Source organism: Henriciella mobilis (genome assembly GCF_003576315.1).
GTDB lineage: Bacteria > Pseudomonadota > Alphaproteobacteria > Caulobacterales > Hyphomonadaceae > Henriciella > Henriciella mobilis.
In genome coordinates this window covers 166,018-189,875 of the sequence record NZ_QWFZ01000017.1, presented here as the reverse complement: position 1 = coordinate 189,875, position 23,858 = coordinate 166,018, and the positions used below count along the sequence as shown (strand labels likewise).

Annotated in this window: 21 protein-coding genes; 10 read left to right on the top strand and 11 right to left on the bottom strand. The window is 63.6% G+C overall.

The window, feature by feature from the left end; all coding sequences use genetic code 11:
- Positions 1 to 10 precede the first annotated feature (10 nt).
- Positions 11 to 826: an SDR family NAD(P)-dependent oxidoreductase gene (locus D1227_RS10085; protein WP_119404627.1), complete on the bottom strand. Its 816-nt coding sequence runs from the start codon at positions 824 to 826 to the stop codon at positions 11 to 13.
- Positions 827 to 1,001: 175 nt separating this feature from the next.
- On the opposite strand from D1227_RS10085, the gene D1227_RS10080 reads away from it, so the two are divergent.
- Positions 1,002 to 3,449: a TonB-dependent receptor plug domain-containing protein gene (locus tag D1227_RS10080; RefSeq protein WP_119404626.1), complete on the top strand. Its 2,448-nt coding sequence runs from the start codon at positions 1,002 to 1,004 to the stop codon at positions 3,447 to 3,449.
- Between the two features lie 63 nt (positions 3,450 to 3,512).
- On the opposite strand, the gene D1227_RS10075 is transcribed toward D1227_RS10080, so the two are convergent.
- Positions 3,513 to 4,595 carry a class I SAM-dependent methyltransferase gene (locus D1227_RS10075; protein ID WP_233350049.1) on the bottom strand — a complete coding sequence of 361 codons (1,083 nt, stop codon included), beginning with the start codon at positions 4,593 to 4,595 and terminating at the stop codon, positions 3,513 to 3,515.
- A 146-nt stretch (positions 4,596 to 4,741) separates the two neighbouring features.
- Here D1227_RS10075 and D1227_RS20035 point away from each other — a divergent pair, with 146 nt between their 5' ends.
- Positions 4,742 to 5,539, top strand: coding sequence for a hypothetical protein (locus D1227_RS20035; RefSeq protein WP_199288317.1), 798 nt, complete (start codon positions 4,742 to 4,744; stop codon positions 5,537 to 5,539).
- 223 nt (positions 5,540 to 5,762) lie between these two features.
- Here D1227_RS20035 and D1227_RS10065 read toward each other — a convergent pair whose 3' ends face one another.
- From D1227_RS10065 to D1227_RS10055, 3 genes are all read right to left on the bottom strand, one after another.
- On the bottom strand, positions 5,763 to 7,307 hold the full coding sequence (locus D1227_RS10065; protein WP_119404653.1) for an acetolactate synthase large subunit: 1,545 nt from the start codon (positions 7,305 to 7,307) through the stop codon (positions 5,763 to 5,765).
- A 64-nt stretch (positions 7,308 to 7,371) separates the two neighbouring features.
- Entirely contained in the window at positions 7,372 to 9,237 is a 1,866-nt protein-coding gene (locus tag D1227_RS10060; RefSeq protein WP_119404624.1) for a feruloyl-CoA synthase, read from the bottom strand.
- A complete protein-coding gene (locus tag D1227_RS10055; RefSeq protein WP_119404623.1) occupies positions 9,234 to 10,016 on the bottom strand; it encodes an ion transporter in 783 nt (260 codons plus the stop codon). The genes D1227_RS10060 and D1227_RS10055 overlap by 4 nt, the downstream gene beginning before the upstream one ends.
- A 177-nt stretch (positions 10,017 to 10,193) precedes the next feature.
- On the opposite strand from D1227_RS10055, the gene D1227_RS10050 reads away from it, so the two are divergent.
- Positions 10,194 to 11,855: a S41 family peptidase gene (locus D1227_RS10050; protein WP_119404622.1), complete on the top strand. Its 1,662-nt coding sequence runs from the start codon at positions 10,194 to 10,196 to the stop codon at positions 11,853 to 11,855.
- Positions 11,852 to 12,220, top strand: a complete 369-nt coding sequence (locus tag D1227_RS10045; RefSeq protein WP_119404621.1) for a hypothetical protein — start codon at positions 11,852 to 11,854, stop codon at positions 12,218 to 12,220. The genes D1227_RS10050 and D1227_RS10045 overlap by 4 nt, the downstream gene beginning before the upstream one ends.
- On the opposite strand, the gene D1227_RS10040 is transcribed toward D1227_RS10045, so the two are convergent.
- From D1227_RS10040 to D1227_RS10025, 4 genes are all read right to left on the bottom strand, one after another.
- The gene (locus D1227_RS10040) at positions 12,217 to 13,641 is read right to left on the bottom strand and encodes a M20/M25/M40 family metallo-hydrolase (RefSeq protein WP_119404620.1); all 1,425 of its coding nucleotides are present in this window, start codon (positions 13,639 to 13,641) and stop codon (positions 12,217 to 12,219) included. The two genes, D1227_RS10045 and D1227_RS10040, sit on opposite strands and share 4 nt — an antisense overlap.
- Before the next feature lie 142 nt (positions 13,642 to 13,783).
- Positions 13,784 to 14,272 (bottom strand): hypothetical protein, encoded by a 489-nt coding sequence (locus D1227_RS10035; protein ID WP_119404619.1) that lies wholly within the window; start codon positions 14,270 to 14,272, stop codon positions 13,784 to 13,786.
- On the bottom strand, positions 14,269 to 14,760 hold the full coding sequence (locus D1227_RS10030; protein ID WP_119404618.1) for a hypothetical protein: 492 nt from the start codon (positions 14,758 to 14,760) through the stop codon (positions 14,269 to 14,271). The genes D1227_RS10035 and D1227_RS10030 overlap by 4 nt, the downstream gene beginning before the upstream one ends.
- Positions 14,761 to 14,826: 66 nt before the next feature.
- Positions 14,827 to 16,170 (bottom strand): dihydroorotase, encoded by a 1,344-nt coding sequence (locus D1227_RS10025; RefSeq protein WP_119404617.1) that lies wholly within the window; start codon positions 16,168 to 16,170, stop codon positions 14,827 to 14,829.
- Between the two features lie 183 nt (positions 16,171 to 16,353).
- On the opposite strand from D1227_RS10025, the gene D1227_RS10020 reads away from it, so the two are divergent.
- Positions 16,354 to 17,100, top strand: a complete 747-nt coding sequence (locus D1227_RS10020; protein WP_119404616.1) for an outer membrane protein — start codon at positions 16,354 to 16,356, stop codon at positions 17,098 to 17,100.
- A 7-nt stretch (positions 17,101 to 17,107) separates the two neighbouring features.
- Here the strand turns inward: D1227_RS10020 and D1227_RS10015 are convergent, their stop codons facing one another.
- Positions 17,108 to 17,557 (bottom strand): hypothetical protein, encoded by a 450-nt coding sequence (locus D1227_RS10015; RefSeq protein WP_119404615.1) that lies wholly within the window; start codon positions 17,555 to 17,557, stop codon positions 17,108 to 17,110.
- Between the two features lie 254 nt (positions 17,558 to 17,811).
- On the opposite strand from D1227_RS10015, the gene ygfZ reads away from it, so the two are divergent.
- From ygfZ to D1227_RS09990, 5 genes are all read left to right on the top strand, one after another.
- Positions 17,812 to 18,636, top strand: a complete 825-nt coding sequence (gene ygfZ / locus D1227_RS10010; RefSeq protein ID WP_119404614.1) for a CAF17-like 4Fe-4S cluster assembly/insertion protein YgfZ — start codon at positions 17,812 to 17,814, stop codon at positions 18,634 to 18,636.
- A complete protein-coding gene (locus D1227_RS10005) occupies positions 18,614 to 19,216 on the top strand; it encodes a DNA-3-methyladenine glycosylase I (RefSeq protein ID WP_119404613.1) in 603 nt (200 codons plus the stop codon). Before ygfZ ends, D1227_RS10005 begins: the two co-directional genes overlap by 23 nt.
- A complete protein-coding gene (locus D1227_RS10000; protein ID WP_119377544.1) occupies positions 19,213 to 19,434 on the top strand; it encodes a hypothetical protein in 222 nt (73 codons plus the stop codon). Before D1227_RS10005 ends, D1227_RS10000 begins: the two co-directional genes overlap by 4 nt.
- Before the next feature lie 108 nt (positions 19,435 to 19,542).
- Entirely contained in the window at positions 19,543 to 20,661 is a 1,119-nt protein-coding gene (locus tag D1227_RS09995) for a beta-ketoacyl-ACP synthase III (RefSeq protein ID WP_119404611.1), read from the top strand.
- Positions 20,662 to 20,680: 19 nt separating this feature from the next.
- The gene (locus D1227_RS09990; protein WP_119404610.1) at positions 20,681 to 21,544 is read left to right on the top strand and encodes a pirin family protein; all 864 of its coding nucleotides are present in this window, start codon (positions 20,681 to 20,683) and stop codon (positions 21,542 to 21,544) included.
- Between the two features lie 6 nt (positions 21,545 to 21,550).
- On the opposite strand, the gene D1227_RS09985 is transcribed toward D1227_RS09990, so the two are convergent.
- Positions 21,551 to 23,785, bottom strand: a complete 2,235-nt coding sequence (locus tag D1227_RS09985; protein ID WP_233350044.1) for a TonB-dependent receptor domain-containing protein — start codon at positions 23,783 to 23,785, stop codon at positions 21,551 to 21,553.
- Positions 23,786 to 23,858 lie beyond the last annotated feature (73 nt).

Sequence of the window (23,858 nt, the reverse complement as noted above, 5' to 3'; positions counted from 1 at the left end):
CTGCCGGTCTTCAGTCGTTTTCCATCTTCCGGAAGCGCTTTGACTGGCGTTTCATCAGTTCCCGGCCGAGCGGCTCGGGCAGGATGCGCGTCAGGGTCGCCACGCCCTTGTTCACGGCCCCCGGGACAACGACCGGATGGCCGCGCGTGACGCCGTCAATCCCGGCTTCGACGACCGGCCCGGCCTCCATCCACATCCATTTCGGCGACTCATTGGCCATGTCGCGCGTACCGTTCACATCGTGGAATTCGGTAAAGGTGAAGCCCGGACAGAGCGCGGTGCAGTGAATGTCGAGTTCGGCATCCTTCGCCTCGGCATGGATGCTCTCGGAGAACTTGATCAGGCCCGCCTTCACGCTGGCATAGAGCGTGTGGCCGCCCGTGCCCGGCGCATAACCGGCGAGCGAGGCGACATTGATGATCCGCCCGAAATTGCGCTCGGCCATGCCGGGCAGCAGCTTGTGCACCAGCTCGATCGGCGCGGTATAGAGCACGCGGATGAACTGTGCCTGATCCTTCCAGCTCGTATTGAAGAAGGTCCCGGGCAGGCCATAGCCGGCATTATTGACCAGCGCGTCGACATGCCGGCCTGCTTCTTTCAATTCGTGCAGGATGGAATCGACGCTTTTGACGAGCGCAAGGTCCTGCGTGATCACCAGCGTGGCGACCTTGTATTTCTCCTCGATCTCGCGAGCGAGCTTGTCGAGACGGTCGGCCCGCCGGGCGGTCAGCGCGACATCCCAGCCCTTCTCGGCATATTGGCGCGCAAATTCTGCCCCCAAACCGGCCGATGCGCCTGTTATCAGTGCAAGTCTGTTGTTTGTCATGCCCAATATCCGATTAAATCGTGCCCAATCTCGCGGCACACCTGTCACATAAACGACACGCTTCCGAGCGCATCTCTCCTGCCACCTTGTTTCGCCCGACAACCTACTCGATTTCAAGCCCGCAGATTTGGACGAGGAATCTGTACCCAACTGTATCGAGTTGAGAGGCAAAACAGTGAAAAACTTCAAAAAACAGCTTCTGGCAGCCGCACCCCTGGCGCTGCTACTGGCGTCCCCGGCGCTGGCCCAGGAAGAAACGAGCGGCGGCGACGAACTCCGCCAGTCACAGATTGTAGTAACCGGTACGCGGTCGGCAGACCGCACCGCCCTTGAAACCGCCGTGCCGGTCGATGTGTTTCCGGTCGAGGAACTGACCGACACCGGCCGTGTCGAGCTGAACCAGATCCTGACGACGACGGTTCCGAGCTTCAACTTCAACCAGACCGCCATCAATGACGGCACCGACATTGTCCGCCCTGCCACGCTGCGCGGCCTCGCGCCCGACCAGACGCTGGTCCTGGTCAATGGCAAGCGCCGCCACAGCGCCGCGCTGGTCAACATCAACGGGTCGGTTGGCCGCGGTTCGGCCGCCGTCGACCTCAACACCATCCCGACCACGGCCATCGGCAGCGTCCAGGTCCTGCGGGACGGCGCGTCGGCCCAGTATGGCTCCGATGCCATTGCCGGCGTGATCAACGTCCTGCTGCGTGAGGAAAGCTCCGGCGGCGGCGTGAATGTCCGCTACGGCGCGCACGTCACCGATCCGGAAGGCCTGAACCGCAGCGAGATCGACGGCCAGACGACGACGGTCGGCGGCTGGGCCGGCTTCGGCCTCGGTGAAGACGGCTTCCTGACCGTCTCGGCTGAATACTCCCTGCGCAAGCGCACCAACCGCGCTGGCCTGGACCCGCGCCAGCAATTCCCGGACCTGCCGGAATTCGATGAGGCCGAGCGTACCTTCAACCGCCTCAACCACAATTACGGCAATGGCCGCGCGGAGAACATCAACGGCTTCTTCAATGCCGGCTACACGCTCGACAATGGCGCCGAGCTCTATGCCTTTGGCGGTGTCCAGGACCGTGAAGGCGAAAGCCCCGGCTTCTACCGCCGCGCCATCGACGCGCGCAATATTGCCGAGATCTATCCCGCCGGCTTCCTGCCGGTCATCGGCGGCGACGTGCTCGACTACAGCCTCGGCGGCGGTATCCGCGGCACGGCGAATGAGTGGGACTATGACGTCTCCGTCGTGAAGGGCTCCAACGAGCTCGACTATTCGGTGAACAACTCGCTCAACGCCTCGCTTGGCCCGACGAGCCAGACGAGCTTCGATGCCGGTTCGCTGAAATTCGACCAGCTGACCTTCAACGCCGACATCGTGCGTACCTTCGACACCCTGCTGCCGGGCACGACGACGCTCGCCTTCGGTGCCGAATACCGCGACGAGAACTTCGAGATCGAAGCCGGCGAGGAAGCCTCCTGGATCCAGGGGCCGTTCCCGGCCACCGACTATTTCGGCAACCCGATCTCGCCGACAGCCGCAGCCGGCAGCCAGGTCTTCCCGGGCTTCACGCCGGAATCGGCTGTTGATGAAGGCCGCGATGCAAGCAGCATCTATGGCGAAGTCGAATGGGAACCGAATGACAGGACGCTGCTGTCAGCCGCCCTGCGCTATGAGGACTATTCCGACTTCGGTGACACGACCACCGGCAAGATCGCCGGCCGGTACGACTTCACCGACCAGGTCGCCATTCGCGGTGCCATCTCGACCGGCTTCCGCGCCCCGAGCCTGCAACAGCAATACTTCACGGCCATCTCGACCAACTTCATCGACGGTGTGCCCTTCGAAGTCGGCACTTTCCCGGCAACCTCCCCGGCCGCCATCGCCCTCGGCGGCGGCCAGCTGCAGGCTGAAGAGTCCGTGAGCTACTCGCTCGGTACGGTCATCACGCCGACGCCGGACTGGTTCGTCACCATCGATGCCTACCGCATCGACATCGACGACCAGATCTTCCTGACGGAAAACCTGGGCGGTGCTGAAGTCCAGCAAGTGCTGGCCGATGCCGGCGTGAACGCGCAGCTGGTGCGCTTCTTCCAGAATGGCATCAAGACGGAAACAACCGGTATCGACATCGTCACCAAGTATGACTTCGATTTTGGCGACATGGGCGATCTCGGCGTGTCCGCGGCGTTCAACTACTCCAAGACCGAAGTAACCGACGTGCCGCAGAACCAGGTCATTCCGAGCCTGACCCTGTTCGGGCGTGACCGGACTCTGACGCTTGAGGAATCGGCGCCTGAAACGAAGCTGATCCTGTCGGCCGACTATGGCTACAAGATCGCGGACTTCAATGTCCGTGCGACCCGCTTCGGCGACGTCGTCGACCCGTCGAACAATCCGGACAACGACTTCACGCTTGAAGCCGACTGGATCATCGACGCCTCTGTCGACTTCCAGGTGTCCGAGCGTGTTTCGCTGGGCCTTGGTGCTGACAACGTCCTCGACGAATACCCGACGATGACGCCGAGCAATCAGAGCTTCAACGGCATCTTCCCGTATTCGAGCCGCAGCCCCTACGGCTTCTCGGGCCGCTATGTCTACGCTCGTGCGAGCTATAGCTGGTAAGCAACCGGTCCATCACCTGACAGGAAATGCCGCTCCCCCGGGGGCGGCATTTTCATATCCGGATCAGGCTTTGCGCCAGACATTCACCTTGGTGAGGAAGGCGTTCTCAGTCTTCTCCAGTGAAAAGCCAGCCTTGTTCATCGGCGGGGTGAAATCCCAGCCGAGATAGGCCTTGTAGTAGGGCTCATGGAAGCCTTCCGGGAAGTATTCGAGGATGCCGTCGAGGCCCTCATTGTCCCCGAATTGCAGGCTGTCGGCGATGATGAAGGCCCCGCCCGGCTTCAGCACGCGGGCGGCCTCGCGCATCACCTCCCGGCGGGTCTTCTCCGGCAGCTCGTGGAACAGGTAGATGCTGACGATCACATCCTGCGAGGCGTCTTCCAGCGGCAGGATTTCGGCCTGGCCCTCAAGGATCTCGACATGCGGCCAGGGGGCAACCTGCTGGCGCGCGCGCTCGGCATAGTTTGGCGACAGGTCCAGGCCGCGCGCATCGAGCCGCGGGAAGGCCCGCATTGTCTCGCGCAGGAAACGGCCCGTCCCGCAGGCAAGATCGAGCAGCGCCACCTCGCGCTGGTCGCGGCCCTTCACTTCGCGCGCAATCGCCGCCAGCGCCTGTCTGCGCATCGCATCGGCCGAGCCGGTAAACAGCGCTTCGACCTGGTGATCGTAGAGTTTCGCGCTCTCATCAGACAGCCAGCCATCGGTCTGGTAGTGGAAGTTCTGGCGGTAATAGGCCGGATAGCGGTTGGAGCCTTCCAGCGTCTCGCGCACCTCGACGCCATCGCGCGCGACGCGGCGGCGGTCGACTTCGGCGACATCCTTCAGGAAATACCCGGCCCGGCGCACAGCCTTGCCGAGATCGGCGACGCGGACATCCTCCGGCGCGGGGTAGAGCCCGGCCTCGATATTCGCCCTGTCCTGTGCAAACAGCCGGAAATAGGCCGCGCGCAGCTCTTTCGTGTCGACCGGGTTCTGCGGCTTGAAAGGGGGCTCACCGGGCCGGTTGAACCCGGCCGAGCGCCGCTTGGCGATCATGTATTGCGCGCCATACCAGGCAGACCGCAGCCCTTGCGCAGCTGTGTACCGCGCCCGCCCGATCCGCTTTCCCGTCTCATCAAGAACACTCATATGCATAATATTGGCCACAGGGCGCCATCCGTCCAGTGGCACGGATAATGCTCGACTGGCCTCATGCAGGGCCTTCAGCCTGCGTTCAGGTTGGTCTGATAGGGTGCAGCCTGGAGGTGAAGGGCCTGACCTGGCCCGACGCCCGCGAAAGGAGTTTTTGATCCATGATCCGCATGGCTTGTCTCGGTAGCGCCGCCGCGCTGGCTTTCAGCCTTCCGGCTGCTGCCCAAAACTATTCCTACTCCGGCTATGGCTATGATGGCTACGGCTATGACAACCAGGGCTACTACCAGTCCAATTGCGACCGCGAGCGCAGCAGCAATCAGGCCGCCGGCACGATTGTCGGCGCGATTGCGGGCGGCCTGATCGGCGCAGCCATTGCCGATGATGGTGACGGCCATCACAGCCGGCGCGGTCATCACCGCTACAAGCGCGGCTACGGTTACGGGTATCGCGGCTATGGCCATGGCTACCGCCGCCATGATGATGGCGACAAGGTTGCCGGCGCGCTGATTGGCGGCGTGGTCGGTGCCATTGCCGGCAATGCCATCGCCGGGAGCGCCTCGAATGACTGCGTCGAGCGGGTCTATAACAGCCCGCAGGGCAATGCCCGCTATGGCGGCATGAACGTACCCGCCCCGACGCGCCAGCCCTATGGCCAGAACTGGGATAATGACGCCCAGCCGGTCCGTCTGAACAATGGCTATGGCGGCCAGGGCGAGTACGGCCTGCGCCCGGGCGAGGAACTCTATGGCGGCGGATCGTCCTACAATGACAACCCGGCCTGGAGCGACCCGGAATATGGCGCAACTGTCGGCGGCTACAATGCCGGCTACAGCGCCCCGCGCGACACAGGCGAATGCCGCACCGTCTATCGCGACCGTTACATCAACGGCCAACGCGTCAGCGAACCCGCCACCGCCTGCAATGTCGGCGGCGACCGGTGGGAGTTTGTAGAGTAGTGTAAATTGGCCGGAGACATCCCTGTCTGGGCCTGTCCCGGGACAAGGGCCGCGAGCAATCGCGGCCCTTTTTTGTTGGCGCCAGGCCCCACCCCGACCCTCCCCAGGGGGGAGGGGGTAGCGTTGCGTTTTGGTTGGATGTCAGTGCATAAGGCCGCGGGCTTAGGAACGGTGAAGCGTGCGCCCCCTCCCCCCTGGGGAGGGTCGGGGTGGGGCTTCAGGCCTAACCCGGCACGATCGCCGCGATGAGCCGTGGGCCGGTCTGCTTCATGGCCTCCTCGAACGCCGCATCGAAATCCTCTGCGGTCGTCACCGCCGTCGCGGGCACGCCCATCGACTCAGACAGGCTGACCCAGTCGATGTCCGGGCCGCCAATCTCCAGCATGTCCTTGGCCGTGGGGCCTGGATTGCCGGCGCCGGTGCGGGCGAGTTCGATATTGAGGATACGGTAGGTGTGATTGACGAAGACCACGGTGGTCACATCGGTCTGCTCGCGCGCCATGCTCCACAGCGCCTGCACGGTGTACATGCCCGCGCCATCGCCGGTCAGCGCGATGACCTTGCGATCGGGTGCCGCCACAGCTGCGCCGAGCGCCAACGGCAGGCCCTGGCCGATCGCTCCGCCTGTCAGGCCCATCCAGTCATGCGGCTCGGCCTTGATGGTCGACAGGAAGACCGGCATCGAATTGGAAACACCATCATCCGACACAATCGCATTCTCCGGCATGTGACGCGCCACACTCTTGCCAACCGCGCGGGCATCGAGCGCCCCGGTCGGCGCGTCAGGCTTGTCGAGCGGTGCTGACGGGGCAGCCTCATTGGCGCCCATCGCATCGGCCAGCGCAGCCAGCGTCTTCGCACTGTCCGTATCGGCCCCGCCAAGATCGAGCACGGTGCAGCCCTCCGGCACCAGCAGGCTGGGCTTGCCCGGATAGGCGAAGAAGGCGGCCGGCTTGTGCGTGCCGGCGAGGATCATCAGATCGCTACCTTCCAGGTCGTCCATCGCGCCTTCGGCGAAATACTGCATCCGATCGGGTGCAAACACGCCCGCGCCGCGGCGCATCTTGGCGTAGAAGGTGTCGGTGATGATCCGTACACCCGCCTTTTTCAGCCGGGCGGCATGGCCAAGGCCCTCTTCGCTGAGCGCGGTGCCGTTGATCAGGATCACCGGCTGGCTGGCCCGGCCGATGGCAGCGGCGGCCGCCTCGATCTTCTCCGGCGGTGTCTGGCGCAGGGACGGGCGCCGGGCCGCGCCGCCCTTCACACCGCCTTCGGTCCAGGCCGAGTCAGCTGGCAGGATCAGCGAGACCGGCCCCGGCTCAGGCCCGAAGCTCGCCGCCCAGGCTTCAGCCGCCAGCTTGCCCGTCGCGCCAACGCTGTCGGCGGACTTGATCCAGATCGAATTCGGCCCGGCGAGCCCCATGATGTCGGAATTCAGCGGCGCGTCATATTTGCGGTGATCGACGGCATGGTCGCCGATGACATTGACCATCGGCGTCTTGGCGCGCTTGGCATTGTGGATGTTCGCTCCGCCATTGAGGTAACCCGCGCCAAGGTGCAGCAGCGTCATCGCCGGCTCGCCCTTGACCCGGCCATAGCCATCGGCCGCCCCCGTCGCCACGCCCTCAAAAAGACAGAGGACGGAGTTTATCCGCGTCTCCCGGTCGAGCGCGGTAACGAGGTGCATCTCCGAGGTGCCGGGATTGGCGAAGCAGGCCGTCACGCCATGATCGGCCAGGGTAGAAACCAGCGCATCCGCGCCGGTCATCGTTGTCGTCTCGCTATCGGCCATGAATAATGCTCCCTGTACGGACGGTGTTGATTGACCGTCGCTATTTGATCTCGATAATCTCGTCGTCATACGGCCTGGAATAAAGCCGTTTCACGTCGCCCTCGCGGAGCGCCTGGACGCGGCCCTGATTGATGTAGCCCTTCTCGGTGATCTCCCCGGCATCGGGTTTGGGCTGGTCCTTCTCGAGCAGGATGCGGGCAATGCGCTTGGCAGAGTTCGGATTGGCGCGGTTATAGGCCATCAGGCCATCCTTCACCGCGCCGCGCACCGTCTCGTCTTCGGCGAGTTCCGCCAGCCCGACATTGCGGCCCGTCTTGCGCCGGCACCAGCCCTCATTGAGGAAGCCGAGCAGCGCGATCTCATCCTGGTTCAGCCCGCAGACAACCACGTCCGACAGGGCGCCATTCACGGCCTCGACCGCCTTCACGCGCACCGTCCCCGCTGACACCCATGTGCCGCTGGCGAGCTTGAACTCCTCAGCGATCCGCCCGTCAAAGGCGAGGCCCTTGTCGGGGTTTTCCGGGTCCTTGAACTTCACCGCATCGCCGAGCTTGTAGAAGCCTTCCTCGTCGAAGGCTTCGGCGGTCTTGTCCGGATCGCGGAAATAGCCCTGCGTGATGCCCTCGCCCCGCACCCGGCATTCCATCTTCTCGCCGACCGGGGCCAGCTTGAACTCGCAGCCGGGCAGCGGCAGGCCGATAAGGCCCATCGTATCGCTCGGCCAATGGACATTGGAGATGGTGGGCGAGGTCTCGGTCGCGCCATAGCCAGCGCTGAGGCTGATCCGCTCGCCGGTCACCTCGACGGCGACTTTCTGGATCCGCTCATAGATGTCCTGGCCCATCGAGGCCCCGCCATAGGCCATGACCAGGATGCGCGAGAAGAAGGTTTTCGCCAGTTCCCGGTCCTGCTCGAGTTCCGTCGCAATCGCAGCCCAGGCGGCAGGGACGGTCGTGTGCTGGGTCGGCGCGATTTCCTTGAGGTTTCGCAGCATTTCCGGCAGGCGTGCAGGCGTCGGCCCGCCCCAGTCGATGTAGAGTGTGCCGCCCCAGTCCAGCATGGAGTGCAGGATGGAGTGGGCGCCATAAGTGTGGCTCCAGGGCAGGAACGAGATCATCACCTGCGGCCCCTGGCTGATCTCCTCCAGCCGCTCCACATCCCAGACCGAGCGGATCATCTTCACCATCGAGGCGACGTTGAGGTGGGTGTTGATCACCGCCTTCGGCTCGCCGGTGGAGCCGGATGTCAGCATGTATTTGGCGACCATGTCGGGCGCGAGCCGGTCATAGGCGAGGTCCACCGCGCTCGTCGGCGGGGACGCGAAGTCCTCGAGCGACTGGCTGGTCACGCCGCCCGGCCGGCTCTTGCGGTAGAGGACGAGCCGGTCGCCCACCCCAATGCCATCGAGGCCGCGCTGGTATTCGGCGCCATCCTCGACATAGATGATCGCGGGCGTGGTGAGCCTGTCGATATGCTTCAGCCGGGCGAAATCCTCGCTGAGCGTGGCATAGGCCGGCGTCACGGGGACGACCGGGCTGCCCGCCCACATCGCGGCATACATGACGAGCGCATTCTCGATCGCATTGCGCGAGAGGATCATGACCGGCCTGTCCGGCCCGGCGCCCGAATCGAGGAAGCCCTGCGCCAGCGCGCGCACACGGGCCAGCGCCTCGCCATAGGTAATGGTCACCCAGCCCGGTTTTGATGGCGTCTCCGGATCGCGCTGGGCAAGGAAGACCTGGTCCGGCCGCGCGCTTGCCCAGTAGACCAGCGGCGCCAGCATGTGCGGCGGGTGCGGGCGCTTGGGCTGTCCGTTGCGCAGCAGGATACAGCCATCGTCGCGATGCTCCACGACCAGCCTCTGGGGAAGATAGGGAACTTCGCGAAACGGAATCTCTGAACTCATGAAAGCCCTTCTGTCCTGATCTTTATCGGTGCGCCGCAATGCTTGCAGTGGATCGCATCACGGTCATGCCGCGTGAGCCCGCACGTCTCACATTCCTGCTCCACCTTATGGTCCGGCTCGACGATGGCACGCAAGAGCTGCAGGAAGAGCGAGAGGCCGAGCACCATGACGAGGATCGCCACGATCCGCCCGATCTGGCCTTCCAGCAAGACGTCGCCATAGCCGGTCGTGGTCAGGCTCGTGACCGTGAAATAGAGCGCATCGACATAGGTATGGATGTCCTGATTGCGGCCGACCTGCGTGGCATAGACGATGGCCGCGGTGACAAAGACGAACACGATGAGGTTCGTCACCTTGTCGATGATCCGCTCATGGCGCTGGAAGAAGGGCGTTACCCCCTTCACGCGCCGGATGAAGGTGAAGGCCCGCACGGCCCGCACCGCCCGCAATATCCGGAGGAAGGCGAAGTTCGAGACCAGCAGCGGCGCGATCATGGTCACGACGACGACCATGTCGGCCCAGTTGATCCATTTCAGGAAGAAGCGGTGCTTGTGGCGCTCGATATAGAAGCGCGCCGCCAGGTCGAGCCCGATGACGGCGCCGATGATGTAGTCGATCGTGTAATGGCCGCGATCGCGCGTATCGAACGGCGCCCAGAGGAAATAGCCGATGGTCAGGAAGTCGAAGGCGAGCAGCGCCCAGCGGAACCAGAAGGATACCGTGCCCGTGCCCTCATAGAGCCAGAACAACTGCCTGTTCAGACCTTTGCGGTCACTCATCTGAGCCAGCCTCCAGCCGCTTTCCCGGGCCTGTCCCGGCTGTTCGGAACAGGTGCGCCCACATCTAGACTGCTCCGGCGCCGGCTGACAAATCGTCTGGCGCGTGTCTCTGCAGCTTGACCCGTCATCACACCATGGGCCCTATAGCGCAGAAGTTTAATTCTCAGGGTCATTCGCATGTCACGTCAATCCATCTCCATCCTTCCGCTACTTGCGTCTGCCGCCTTCATGACGCTTGCCGCCTGCGGTGGCGGCGGTGGCGGCGGATCGGCCGGCGCGGCTCCATCGCCGCCTCCTCCACCGCCCCCGCCGCCGAGCGGGACGACCTATCAGCCCGGCGTCTATCCAGCCTCCAGCCAGTTCGAGGCGCAGTGCCAGAACCCGAGGTCCGGCGTCGATATCGAGGGCAATCCCTTCCCGGACGAGCAGGGCACGCTCGCAGAGGAGCTGTTCTGGCTGCGCTCCTGGACCAATGAGACCTATCTCTGGAATGACGAGGTCACTGACCGCAATCCGAACGATTACAATGACCGGCTGGTCTTCTTCGGCCTGCTTAAAACCAATGCGACGACGCCATCGGGCGCCCCGAAGGACGACTTCCATTTCAGCGAGCCGACCGAGGATTATCTCGCCTCTCGCAACTCCGCGCCGCAGCCGGGCTACGGCGCGAATTTCGCCATCCTGCAGAGCACACCGCCGCGAGATGTCCGCGTCGTCTACACCGAACCGGGCTCCCCGGCTGCCGAGCTCGACGCCGGTCAGCCCAAACTCATCCGCGGTAGCAAGGTGCTGTCCGTCGATGGCGTCGACATGATCAATTCGAACAATGTCGATGCGCTGAACAACGGCCTGTTCCCGGACACAGCCGGCGAGGTCCATGAGTTTGTCGTTCAGGATCCGGGCGCCTCTTCCTCGCGCACGGTGCAGCTGACTGCCGCGCAGGTCGTGCGCCAGCCGGTGCAATCGACCGCCGTCATCCCGACCCCGACAGGCGATGTCGGCTACATCCATTTCACGACATTCAGCCCCTTCTCCTCGGAAGAGCAGATCATCGATGCCATGCAGCAGATGGCCGATGCCGGGGTCAGCGACCTTGTGCTGGACCTGCGCTACAATGGCGGCGGGCTGCTCGCTGTCGCCAGCCAGCTCAGCTACATGATCGCCGGCAGCGCGCAGACCAGCGGCGCGACCTTCGAGGCGCTGGAGTTCAATAGCGGCACGGGCGGCATCAACCCGGTCACCGGGGCGGTCAACAACCCGATCCCCTTCTATTCGCAGACGCTCGGCTTCTCGACCGTTGAAGGCCAGTCGCTGCCATCGCTCAACCTCGACACGGTCTACGTCCTGTCGACCGGCAGTACCTGCTCGGCCAGCGAAGCGGTGATCAACGGGCTGCGCGGGGTGGATGTGAATGTCGTGCTCATCGGCAACATCACCTGCGGCAAGCCCTACGGCTTCTACCCGACCGACAATTGCGGCCAGACCTACTACACGATCCAGTTCCAGGGCGTGAACGACAAGGGCTTCGGCGACTATGCCGACGGCTTCGTGCCGGAGAATTCGAGCTTCACCTTCGGCGCCCGCGCGCCCGGCTGCGTGGCGTCCGACGATTTCGGCCACCAGCTTGGCGATCCGGCCGAGAACCTGCTCGCCACCGCGCTCGGCTATCGCGAGACCGGCAGCTGCCCGAGCACGACCACGTCCGAGAGCACCGAGAAGGCGCCGGCCAGCGCCAAGGCAGAGCCCGAAGGCCCGGCCCTCACCAGGCCGGAATCCCCGATTTTCGAGCGCAACCGTGACATGTCGATGCCGGGCGACTACAGAGGGCGCACGAAATGACCGGAAAAACGCTCTCTCTCGCGCTCGCCTGCTGCGCCGGCCTTCTCACCGGCGCCTGCCAGACCAGTGGCGCCACGCGACCAGCCACGCTGGAAACCGCTGACGAGGCCACTCTGGCGCGCGTAAAGGCCGTCGCGGCTGAAGCGGTCGGACGCGCGCAGATCAGGCTCGGCGAAGGCGACCTCACCGAAACGTCGACGCTGACCGTCCTGCCACCGCCGCTCGGGCCGAACGAGACGGCGAGCCCCGCCATGCCGACCGTGTTCGACATTGTCACCCATGGCAGCGACTGCCTGCTCGTGAACCGCTCGACCGGCGAGCAGTTCACGATTGAGGGTGTGAGCTGCGTGGCGGTCGAGGGTTAGGCGTCCGGGCCTGCCAGGGTTTTCAGCATCACATACCAGTGGTCGAGACCGCCATAGAAGCTGTCGACCGGCACGCGCTCATTCAGGCCGTGCGCATAGGTATCGTTCGGCTTGGAGGCTGAGGCGCTGACGCCATAAGTGTCATAGCCGAGATTGCGATAGTGCATGCCGTCCGTGCCGCCCGCCGACATGTGCGGGATGATCGGCACATCGACGCCGCGCTCGGCGAGGGCAGCTTTCACCGCTGCCAGGACATCCTCGCGCATGCCGGATTCCGGGCTGTCCGGGAAGTCCGAGATCAGGTTGAACTGGACCTCTTCATTGCCGACCACCTCGCGCAGCGTGGCCTCGGTCTCTTCAATGGTCACGCCCGGGAAGATACGGCAATTGACGGTCGCCGTGGCCGATTGCGGCAGGGCATTCTCGGCATGGCCGGCGCGCAGCATGGTCGCGACGCAGGTCGTGCCCGTCTGGCCGATCAGCGAGGGGTCGGCGCGCAGCGTGGCGACGGCGTCCGCATCGGTCGGGTCGGCCGCGAAGGCGCGCATGGCGAGACCCAGCTTGTCGAGGCGCTTGCGGCCGGCAGCCTCCAGCGAAGCCAGCGTCAGCTCGCTGTAACGGACCGGGAAGTCATAGGCCTCGATGGCCTTGAGCGCGCTGGCCAGTTCATAGATCGCATTGTCCTTGCGCGGCGTGGAGGAGTGTCCGCCCGGATTGGTGACGGTGATTTCCCAGGTCGCATAGGTCTTCTCGGCGCCCTGGATGCCATAGTCGAGCGGCTCGCCATTCGTCCCGAGCGTCAAGCCGCCCGCGTCGGAGTTCAGGATGAAGGCCGGGTCGATGGTCTCCGCGACATATGTTGCCTGGGCGCGGGTCGAGACCATGTCGGTCTCCTCATCGCCCGAGAGCACCATGACGAGGTCGCGCGTCGGCTCGAAGCCCTCTTCTTTCAGGCGGATGAAGGTCTGCACCAGATTGGTCAGGCCATACTTGTTGTCCGCCGTGCCGCGGCCGAAGAAATAGCCCTCTTCCTCGGTCAGGGTGAACGGGTCGCGCACCCAGTCCTCGGCCAGCGCATCGACGACATCCATATGGGCGAGCAGCACGATCGGCTTTTCGGCCGGCTCGCCCTCGGCGCGGTACCAGACCACCAGGCCCTGGGTGGGTTCGCCTTTGGAATCATAGTCGGTGACCATCAGGTCGTCGTCACTGAAACCGGACGCTTTCAGCTCGCCCACCAGATAGTCGACAACTTCGGGGACCTTTTCCTGCCCGCGCGCCGACCGGATCGCGATGACGTTCGCATAGATGTCGCGCGCCTGCTGCTCATGCGCCGAGCGCTCCTGGGCAAACGAGGCGGGCGTCAGGCAGCTGGCGGCGAGAAAAGCGGAGGCGGCAAACAGCGAGTGGCGGGCAATCATGGTCTATCCTTATGGCAAGGCGCGGCGAGACCCGCGCGGCAATGCCAACGACCATACCCATAACTGGCAAAGAGTCAGCGGGGATATTATCTCAGGAGCCGGCCTGACCCTTCCCGGCCTCGTTCAGTGTCATGGCCGTCCCCTATTCAATCGCGTGCAACCTGTCCCAGAGATCTATGGGCGGGACGTCCGTCATCATGCCGGCCACCATCTCGACGAAGCCCGGATTGAAATAGCCCTGGCAGACCTGCCAGAGCGCCCGGCCGCGTTCAGTGCCAAGAACGAAGAAGATCACGCCGCGATAGGTCTCCCAGGACTCCTTTGTGATCGCGCCATTCTGGAATTGCAGCCACTCATATTCGCGCGCCCGCATCTGGCCGATCATCCAGAAGAAGAGCTTGGTCTTCTCCTCGAAGCTTGGCGTTTCGGTTTGCGAGAAGATGCGCCCCAGTTCCGGGAAGTCGACGAATTTGTAGACGCCTGTCTGGTCATAGGTGAGCTGCGCCTGCCGCGCTTCGGACCGCATCTGCTGCGCGCCCTGATGCACCTGCAGGGCAAGATAGATGAGCGTCGCGGCGACGACCACGACGCCAACGATCTGCGCAATGAGAGCCGCCTGTTCGAGGGTCATGACGACATCTCCAGAAGCGGCGCCGTCGGCCCGGCCTTGATCAGCGCATCGACAAGCTCCCGGAAGGCCGGCGGGAAGTGGTGCTTCCGGGCCGCCCAGAAGCCCTGATAATACTTCGAGGCGAGGTGGTCGCGAAAATGGTTCTGGGTGTGGCGCCAGAAATCCTCCTCGAACACCTTCTTCCCGGCCTGGTAGTGCAGCACCTGATAGCCCCGCGTCACCATGGTGTAGAACACATTCAGCCGGGTCCTGTCGGCCGCCTCGAAGGCATCGGGAGCCGTCTCCAGGCCGCGCAGGAAGAGGTCGACCATGCCCGCCTCGCTGAGGATTTTCATATGGTCGCGGAAGATGTCGTAATAGCCGCTGGCGGTCTCGATTCTCTGCTGGTTGGCGGCATGGCGCAGCTGGAAGCCGACAAAGATCAGTGACGCGATGACGGCCACCGACGACACAATTCCAGCGATGAAGTAAAACTGCTCAAGCGTCATGGCCCGTCCCCCCGGAACGCCCAGACTAGCCAAAGAAATTCAGATGTGTACCGAAATCTTGCCGGGCTATACCGCCACCGGCTCCAGCGTCTCGTTGAAGCGGACCGGTTTGCCGCCGCCCTTCTGGGTGATCTCGCCGTCGCGCATGACGAAGTTGCCGCGGATGATGGTCGCGATGGGCCAGCCCTGCGCCTCGAAACCGGCATAGGGGGTCCAGCCGCATTTGGCCTTCGACCATTCTTCCGTGATCGTCTCTTTCCGTTTGAGGTCGACAATGGTGAAGTCGGCGTCATAGCCCTCGGCGATCCGGCCCTTGGTGGCGATGCCGAAGACGCGCTGCGGGCCCGCGCTGGTCAGCTCGACGAAGCGGCGAAGGCTCAGCTTGCCATTGTTCACATGGGTCAGCATCACCGGCACGAAGGTCTGCACGCCCGGCATGCCGGACGGCGAGGCCGGATAGGGCCGCTCCTTCTCTTCGCGGGTGTGCGGGGCGTGGTCAGTCGCTACGACATCCACGATCCCGGCATTGAGCGCACGCCAGAGCGCGTCCTGATGGCGCTGCTCGCGCACCGGCGGGTTCTGCTGGGCAAAGCCCTTGAGGCGGTCATAGCAGTCGGGCGCCGCCAGCGTCAGATGGTTCGGCAGCACTTCGACCGAAGCAACATCCTTGGCATCGCGCAACAGCTCCATCTCCTCGGCCGTCGAGATATGCAGCACGTGGATACGCTTGCCGGTCTTTCTTGCCAGACGAAGAAGGCGGCGGGTCGAGCTGACGGCGGCCTCGACATCGCGCACCTCGATATGGCTGTGCCAGTCGCCCTGGCGGGCAAGGTGGCGGCGCTCTTCCAGGCGGTATTCGTCTTCGGAGTGGAAGGCCGCCCGGCGCTTGATTGCGCGCAGCACGGCTTCGACGCCTTCATCATCCTTGACCAGCAGGTCGCCCGTCGAGGCGCCCATGAACACCTTCACCCCGCAGCAGCCCTGCATCTGCTCCATCTCGGCCAGCAGGTGCGGGTTCTCATTGGTCGCGCCGGCATAGAAGGCATGGTCGACATCCATGCGGCCCTTCGCCCGGTTCAGCTTGTCGGTCAGCATGTCCGGCGTTGTCGTCGACGGGTTGGTGTTCGGCATCTCGAACACCGCCGTCACCCCGCCAAGCGCGGCCGAGCGCGCTTCGGTCTCGAGGTCGGCCTTATGGGTGAGGCCCGGCTCACGGAAGTGGACCTGGCTGTCGATCACGCCGGGCAGGATGTGCAGGCCGGTCGCGTCATAGGTCTCGCCCGCCTGGCTTTCATCGAACTTGCCAATGGCGACGATCTTCTCGCCGCGCACGGCGACATCCACTCGGTCTTCCCCGCCCGGTGTCACCACCGTGCCGTTCTTCAGGATCAGGTCATAGGTCTGGCTCATGGCGCTTATATGCGCCCGGAGGGCTTCAATGTCATCCCGCCTAACAGCATTGCCTTGCCTGAAGGCCTGATCCGGCCGCCGACCGGGCGCTGACACGAGCGTGATCAGAAACACTTGCTTGTGTGATGTTCGTGAGCGGCCGCGTCGCTAGACCCCTGAGGGCACAACCTGAAGGGACATCCAATGATCCGACTATCCGCACTCGCCGCCGCCACAGCACTCGGCCTGCCGCAACTGGCCTCAGCGCAGGGCCTGTTCGACTTCGATGCCGCCGAATCCGGCTTCTATGCCGGCCTCTTCGCGGGCGGGGCGTTTCCGGGCGACGCCGACTTCAACGGGCAGCTGACCTCTGCCGGCTCCGCCCCGATTCTCGGCGCCCGCAATGACTTCGCCTTCGAAGACACCGGCACCTACGGGGTCTTTGCCGGTTACCAGCTGCCTTTCCGGTACTGGACCTATTTCCATCCGCGCCTCGAATTTGAAATCTCGGGGTTCGACAGCGACCTCGAAAATGCGCGCGTGTTCGGGGCGCCGCAATCGGTTAGCGGCAGCCAGTCGGTCACCTTTTTCCTGATCAACACCTATTCCGACATTGTCTGGCGCGACGACCAGACACTCGTGCCCTACCTTGGCGGCGGTATCGGGCTTGCCGAGGTCGATGTTTCCACCGGCACCGTGCCGGCGAGCGATCCTTCGAGCGCGTATCGCATCAATGACGAGGCCTCTGCCCTGGCCAGCACGTTCGCAGGCGGCGTGAGCTATCGGTTCAACAGCCGCTTCGAGGTCTACACCGAAGCACGCTATTACACGGTCTACGATGTGGATCTCGACCAGACCTTCACGACCTCCGGTACGCCCGCCTTCAGCGGTCGTGTCACCGACGATCTCGATGGCAGCACGCTGACAGCCGGGCTGAGGGTCCGGTTCTGAGGCCCGCCTAGTTCACCAGCCGGTTGAACTTGCTGATCAGCTCGTCGATCTGCTGGCCGGTCTCCTCATAGCTGTAGAAGTAGCCATTATAGGTCGACGGCTCGGGCGGGTTCAGGCGGTAGCCCTGCGCATAGGGCACGCAGGCATCGGGCCGCCAGAGATCGATGGCGCGGTTGAAGTCGGCGCGCCGGTAGATGTGCTCCTGGCGCAGCGCCTCCATCTCGGCAAGCCAGGCTTCGGCATGGCACTCACCGGTCACCCGGCCGCAATCGTCGTAGGCGAGGAAGCCGGCCTTCAGGCGCGGGCGCAGGTCTTCGAGATAGCCGCCGGTGTCCCGGATAGACTGTTTCAGGCGCTCGACATCGCTCTCGCAGGCTGCGCGCGACTTTTGCGTCGTGTTGCAGCCGGCGGGTATGAGCAGCAGCGCGATGGCTGCCAGACTTGCCAGATGTCTCAATTTTTGCGTCTCCCGGCCCTCGAAGGTGCCGCGCGAATCAGCGCGCGGATCGAGCCGATTGTTCGGGGAGGTCCGGCATTAGGCAAGGCCGCCTGTCGGGCGCGATGTCGGTGTCAGACCCGGATCAGACTGAAAATGGACCGGAATCATACTGGAATTGTACTGGAATTGTACGGAAATCGTACTGTCTTCGCCCCCTCGGCTTTCGTGGAATTTTGCTGGAGATTCCGGGGAGCAATTCCTAAATCCCCTCCATGCAGACACGCCTCGTTCCCAACCGCTCCATCCTCGTCCTCGACGGACCGGACACGATCGCCCTGCTCGAACGGCTGGTGACCAACAATACCGGCAACTGGCAGCCCGGCGAGGCCCGCTATGGCGCGCTGCTGACGCCGCAGGGCAAGGTGATCGCCGATTTCGTGGCCCATCGCATCGACACCGGCGCGTTGCTCGACGTCGCCACCAATGCCGTTGGCGACCTCTCCAAGCGGCTGAAAATGTTCCGGCTGCGCGCCAAGGTCGAGATCGATGTCGATGGCAAACTCGCCGCCGCCATTACAGATGACGGCGTGCCCGACCCGCGTTCTGCCGCCTTGCCCCAGCACCGTATCGTCGAGGCCGGCTCGGTGCCGGAGATGAGCCAGGCCGAATGGGATGCGATCCGCATTCCAGCAGGCGTCGCCGAATGGGGCTCGGACTTTGTCGGCGCCGAGGTGTTTCCATGGGAAATCAACATGGACAGGCAAGGCGGGGTCGATCTCAAGAAGGGCTGTTTTGTCGGCCAGGAAGTCGTCTCCCGCACCCATCGGCGCGGCAAGCTGCGCAAGCGGACGGTCGTGATCGAAGGCAAAAACCTGCAGTCAGGACAAGAGGTTACGGCTGGCGTCCCCGTCGGCGAGATCACCAGCGCAACAGACACGCACGCACTCGCGCGTCTGCGGACGGATCGTCTCGCCAAGGCGCTGCAGGCGGGGGAAACCCTGTCGGTTGATGGGCAGCCCGTCCAACACATCAAAACCGATTGGCTTGAAGAAGAATTGGCGGCATCCTTGGGCGATGGGACTGAATCTCTCGCCTGACGAAACGCTGCATTGCCGCTGGGCACCGGCCGACGACCCGCTCTACCGCGCCTATCATGACGAGGAATGGGGCGTGCCGGAATACGACCCCCGCGCGCTCTGGGAGAAGCTGCAGCTCGACGGCATGCAGGCTGGTCTGTCCTGGGTGACCATCCTCAGGAAACGCGAAACGATCCGGGAGGAGTTTGACGGGTTCGTGCCCGAGCGCGTTGCCCGCTGGGACCAGGAACGTATCGAGAAAGCGCTGCAGAATCCGGGGATTATCCGCAGCCCCAAGAAGATCCAGGCGACGATTGGCAACGCGCAGGCCTATCTCGACATGATGGACGCCGGTGAGGATTTTTCGCACTGGCTATGGTCGTTCACGGGCGGCGCGCCGATCGTCAACCAGCTCGATGACGTCTCCAACGTCCCCGCCAAGACGCCGCTTTCCGAAGAGCTGTCGAAGGCGCTGAAGAAGAAGGGCTTCAAGTTCTGCGGCCCGGTCATCGTCTATGCGTTCATGCAGGCGGTCGGTATGGTCAACGATCATGAGACGCGCTGTCCGCGCCACAAGGAAGTACAGGAGTTCTACAAATGAAAACAATGACGTGCCTGGTGTTGGCCAGCGCCTTCCTGGCCGCAGGCTGCTCGACGATGGGCCGGCCCTATATCGGCGGCAATGACTGCGATGAAATCGTCGATGCACGTGCCCGCCTCGACTGCCTGGAACGGGCCGACCGGGCCGAATCCGAATGGCGCGAGGAGCTTCGCCGCGAGCAGGAAGAGAAAGAGAAGGAAAAGACCGACAAGGACTGACAAGGCGCAGTCCCCGGTCTCGACGCCGCTGCTCGCTTGTGTCTAATTGCGCGCCAAATCAGGTCACTGGCCACCCTCGAGGCCAGGCATCGGGAGGGCGTATAGTCAATGAAACCCGTTATTTCCGCGACCGGTCTTTGGACCCCGCCAGAATCCGTCACCAATGCTGAGCTGGTTGAAAGCTTCAATGCCTGGGCTGACCGGTGGAATGCCGAGCACGAAGCCGATATCGCTGCCGGCCTGGCCGAAGCCAAGACGCATTCGTCGGTCGAGTTCATCGAGAAGGCGTCAGGCATCAAGTCGCGCTATGTCGTCAACAAGTCCGGCGTCACCGATCCGGCCCTGATGCGGCCGGTCATCCCTGAGCGATCCAATGAGGAGATATCCATCCTCGCCGAGATCGCAGTGAAAGCCGCCCGCCAGGCGCTTGAGCGCGCAGGCCGCGACCCGAAAGACGTCGATGCCGTGATCTGTGCGGCTTCCAACATGCAACGCGCCTATCCGGCGATGGCGATCGAGGTGCAGGAAGCGCTCGGCATCGAGGGCTTCTCCTTCGACATGAATGTCGCCTGCTCGTCGGCGACTTTCGGGATCCAGACAGCGGCTGATTTCGTGCGTGCGGGCCATGCAAAGTCCGTCCTCATGGTCAATCCGGAGATCACGTCCGGCCACCTCAACTGGACCGACCGCGACAGCCATTTCATCTTCGGCGATGTTGCCACAGCCGTGCTGGTGGAGGATGAATCGATTGCGCCCAAGGATCACTGGAAGATCCTCGGCACGCAGCTCAAGACCAAATTCTCCAACAATATCAGGAACAATTTCGGCTTCCTGAACCGCGCCGACCCGTCCGGTGAGGGGGCGCCGGATAAGCTGTTCGTGCAGGAAGGACGCAAGGTCTTCAAGGAAGTCGTGCCGATGGTGTCGGAGATGATCATCACCGAACTCGACCGGCTTTCGCTGAAGCCCGAGCAGCTGCGCCGCCTCTGGCTGCACCAGGCCAATGCCAACATGAACCGGCTGATCTCGTCCAAGGTTCTCGGCCATGAGGCGAGCGACGATGAGAGCCCGACCGTGCTGGATGAGTATGCCAACACCTCGTCGGCCGGATCGATCATCGCCTTCCACAAGCATTCAGCCGACTTCAAGCCCGGCGAGAAAGGCCTGATCTGCTCGTTCGGCGCAGGATACTCGGTCGGTGCCGTCTTCGTGGAAAAGGCCGGCTGAGCGACCTATCTGTCTTCCCATGACCGACAGATCCATCAAGGCGGTACACGCCGCCTATCGCGACGATATTGCCGACCTCATCACGCGCCGCCCCGTGCCAGGGCCCGCTGTGGACCAGGTCGATCCGTTCCTGTTCCTCAACCATCATGGGCCGCAGACCTACAGGCCCGGCAATAATGGCCTGCCTTTCGGCCCCCATCCGCACCGCGGGTTCGAGACGGTGACCTTCATCCTCGAAGGCAGTCTCGCGCACATGGATACGGGCGGACATGAGAGCATCATCCATGCGGGCGGTGTCCAGTGGATGACCGCAGGCTCCGGCCTCATCCATGCGGAGCTGTCACCGCCCGAATTCAAACGCGATGGCGGCGACATGGAAATCCTGCAGCTCTGGGTGAACCTGCCCTCGAAGCTGAAAATGACAACGCCGCGCTATACCGGCGTGCAGGCCGACGGCATCCCCTCAATTCCGGCAGGTGAGAGTGCGATCCTGCATCTCGTTTCCGGCGAATATGAGGGCAAGACCGGGCCGGTCGATTCCCTGACCGGGGTCTTCATGTCGATGGTCTCCCTGCCCGCTGGCGCCAGGGTGGCACTGCCAGCGCCGAAGGATCGCAGCGTGTTCTTCTACGTCGTGCGCGGCCATGTCTCGATGGGCGAGGCGAGCGCCAAGGCCTTCGACCTGGTCGAATTTGCGCATGATGGCGAGGCCGTCACTGTTTCCTCCAGCGATGGTGCTTTCCTGCTCTTTGGCCATGCCGACCCGATCGGCGAACCAGTCGTCGCGCACGGCCCGTTCGTGATGAACACTGCGCAGGAAATCCGGGACGCGATCGCCGACTACCAGGCCGGCAAGTTCAACCGCGCCCCGGAAAATGCCTGACCCGGCCTATCCGCCGAACTGCCAGCTGGCGGCAACCTTGTAGTTGCGGCCGGGCTGGTAGACGCCTTCGAAGACGCGCTCGAAGCGCTCGTCAAACACATTGTCGATACCGGCATCGATCCGCACGCCATTGGCAAAACCCGGCGTCCAGCTCGCATAGACATCGGCCACCGTATAGGCGTCGCGCGTCTCCGCGACGGTGAAGCCGCCGGCGCCATCACTCTCGCGGCGCGTGAAGTCTGAGGCGTGCTGGATGCGGAGTCCGAAGATCGCATCCCATTCATGGGCTTTCAGGCCAAGGTCGAGAGCAACCCGGTCTGGCGTGAGCGTACCAAGGTCGGACCCGGTCGCGAGGTCCGTGCCTTCAATCGAGGTGTAACTGGCACGGACATAAGACCGGTCACTGTCATAGCGTAGCTCCCCCTCTACGCCCTCCAGCTCGGCGCTGGCGACATTGGCCGACCGGGTCGTGCCCGCCGTGCAGGGGAAGAAGGGCGGCGCAAAGCAGGTCCCGTCATAGGCAAAGTCCACAGACAGGTTGATCAGGTCCTCAACATCGCTCTCATACCAGGACAGTTTGGCCTGCAGGCGATCACCGGAGGCAACCACATCCTGGAAATCGAGGCCCGCGCCGAACTCGACCGTCTCTGTTTTCTCGGGCTTCAGACCGGCATTCGGAATGAACTCATTGGTGACGAAGACGAAGGAACCCATTCCCGGATTGAAAAGCACCGGGTGCGGCACCTCGAAATGGGTGCCGTCCAGGTAAAGCTCGTTGACAGACGGCGCGCGGAAACCTTCGGCATAGCTGCCGAATATGCGGAACCAGCCCGCCGGACCATAGCTCGCCGCGATGCGCGGTGAGAGCGCATCATCTTCATTCTTCCCGGTGACACTGCTGGATTCGGAGCTGAATTCATCATGGCGCAGGCCGGGAATAACGATCAGTTCGCCGGGCAGTCCAAATGGCCGCTCGGTCACCAGTTCCAGCTGCGCGAAGAGCCCCATGAATTCCGATTCCGCGTCCGGCACACCGCCGCGAACGCCGTCAGTGGCCGCGCTATCAAAGCCGGACTGCTCGTCGCGATACCAGTCCGCGCCGATCGTGAATGTCGTCTGCACTGGGCCGAGATCGAAGCGCGAGGCATTGCGCGCGCTGAGACCGGTCGTCTCGATCTTGCGGGAAATGGATCGCGGGACCGTCGCGTCGAACTCATCGACTTCGGTGATGGTCTGATAGGCCGTGAGGTGGGCATCGATGAGGTCGCTGACCGGATTGAACCCGGCGCCGAGACGGTAAGTGTCGGTTGTGATGTCCTTGTCGACATTCCGGTCGAGCACCGAGTCGCCCGTCCCGAGCGTGCCCTGGCCGTTGTTCGGCTCGAAGGCGGAATTGTCGAAACGCTGCCAGGACGCCTCCAGCGACAACGCGTCTGTAACATCGTACCGCCCCTTGATCAGGCCGGTCATGATCTCGTCGTCCGACGGCAGGGTGGAGCCGTCGCCCAGCTCGATATCGCCGGACTGGCGCAGGCCAATCGAAGCGAGGCCGTCAAATGCGCCTGTATTGGTGTAGGCCGTGAAACTGGTCAGCGTTTCCTCGTTCACCGACTGGTAGCCTGCCCGCAGCCGCGCGCCCCAGCTTTCTCCATCTCGCAGCAGGTCTTCGGCGTCGGCACTTTCCAGGGCCAGCACGCCGCCGACCGCGCCCGAACCGTAAAGTGCCGAGGCCGGTCCGCGCACAATTTCCACCGAGCCCAGCAGGGCCGGGTCGACAAAAAAGCGGCCATCATGCGCAGACGTGAAGGACTGGCGCGCCCCATCGAGCAGGATCAGGACGTTCTGGCCGCTAAAGCCGCGCAGGCTCGGCACCTCGCCCGTGCGCCTCGGACCGCCGGAGAACGCCAAACCCGGAACATCCCGCAGCAGGTCCGACACGGTCGACGGCGCCCGAAGCTCAATGTCGTCGTTTGTGATGACACTGACCTGGCCCGGATACTCGAAGGCCGGAAGCGGGTTTGACGTGCCATAAACCGTGACGATCTCCTGGCGTTGCTCAGCTTCGAAGGCCTCACCGGCCGGATCGCCAGCCTGCGCGGAGGCGACACCCGACAGGGCCATCGCGCCGGCCGACGCGGCTGCCAAGCACATCCCTCGCGATCGCCCTGCCCGCCCGGTGCGCTGTTCAGCGTCGCTAGCCTCCTGTCCGCCATCAGCCGCGCGCCCCTCACATTTCATCATTCGCTCATTCCTTCCATAACAATTGAGAATTATTCGCATTCTCATGACATGGTGGATTTTATATTGCAAATGA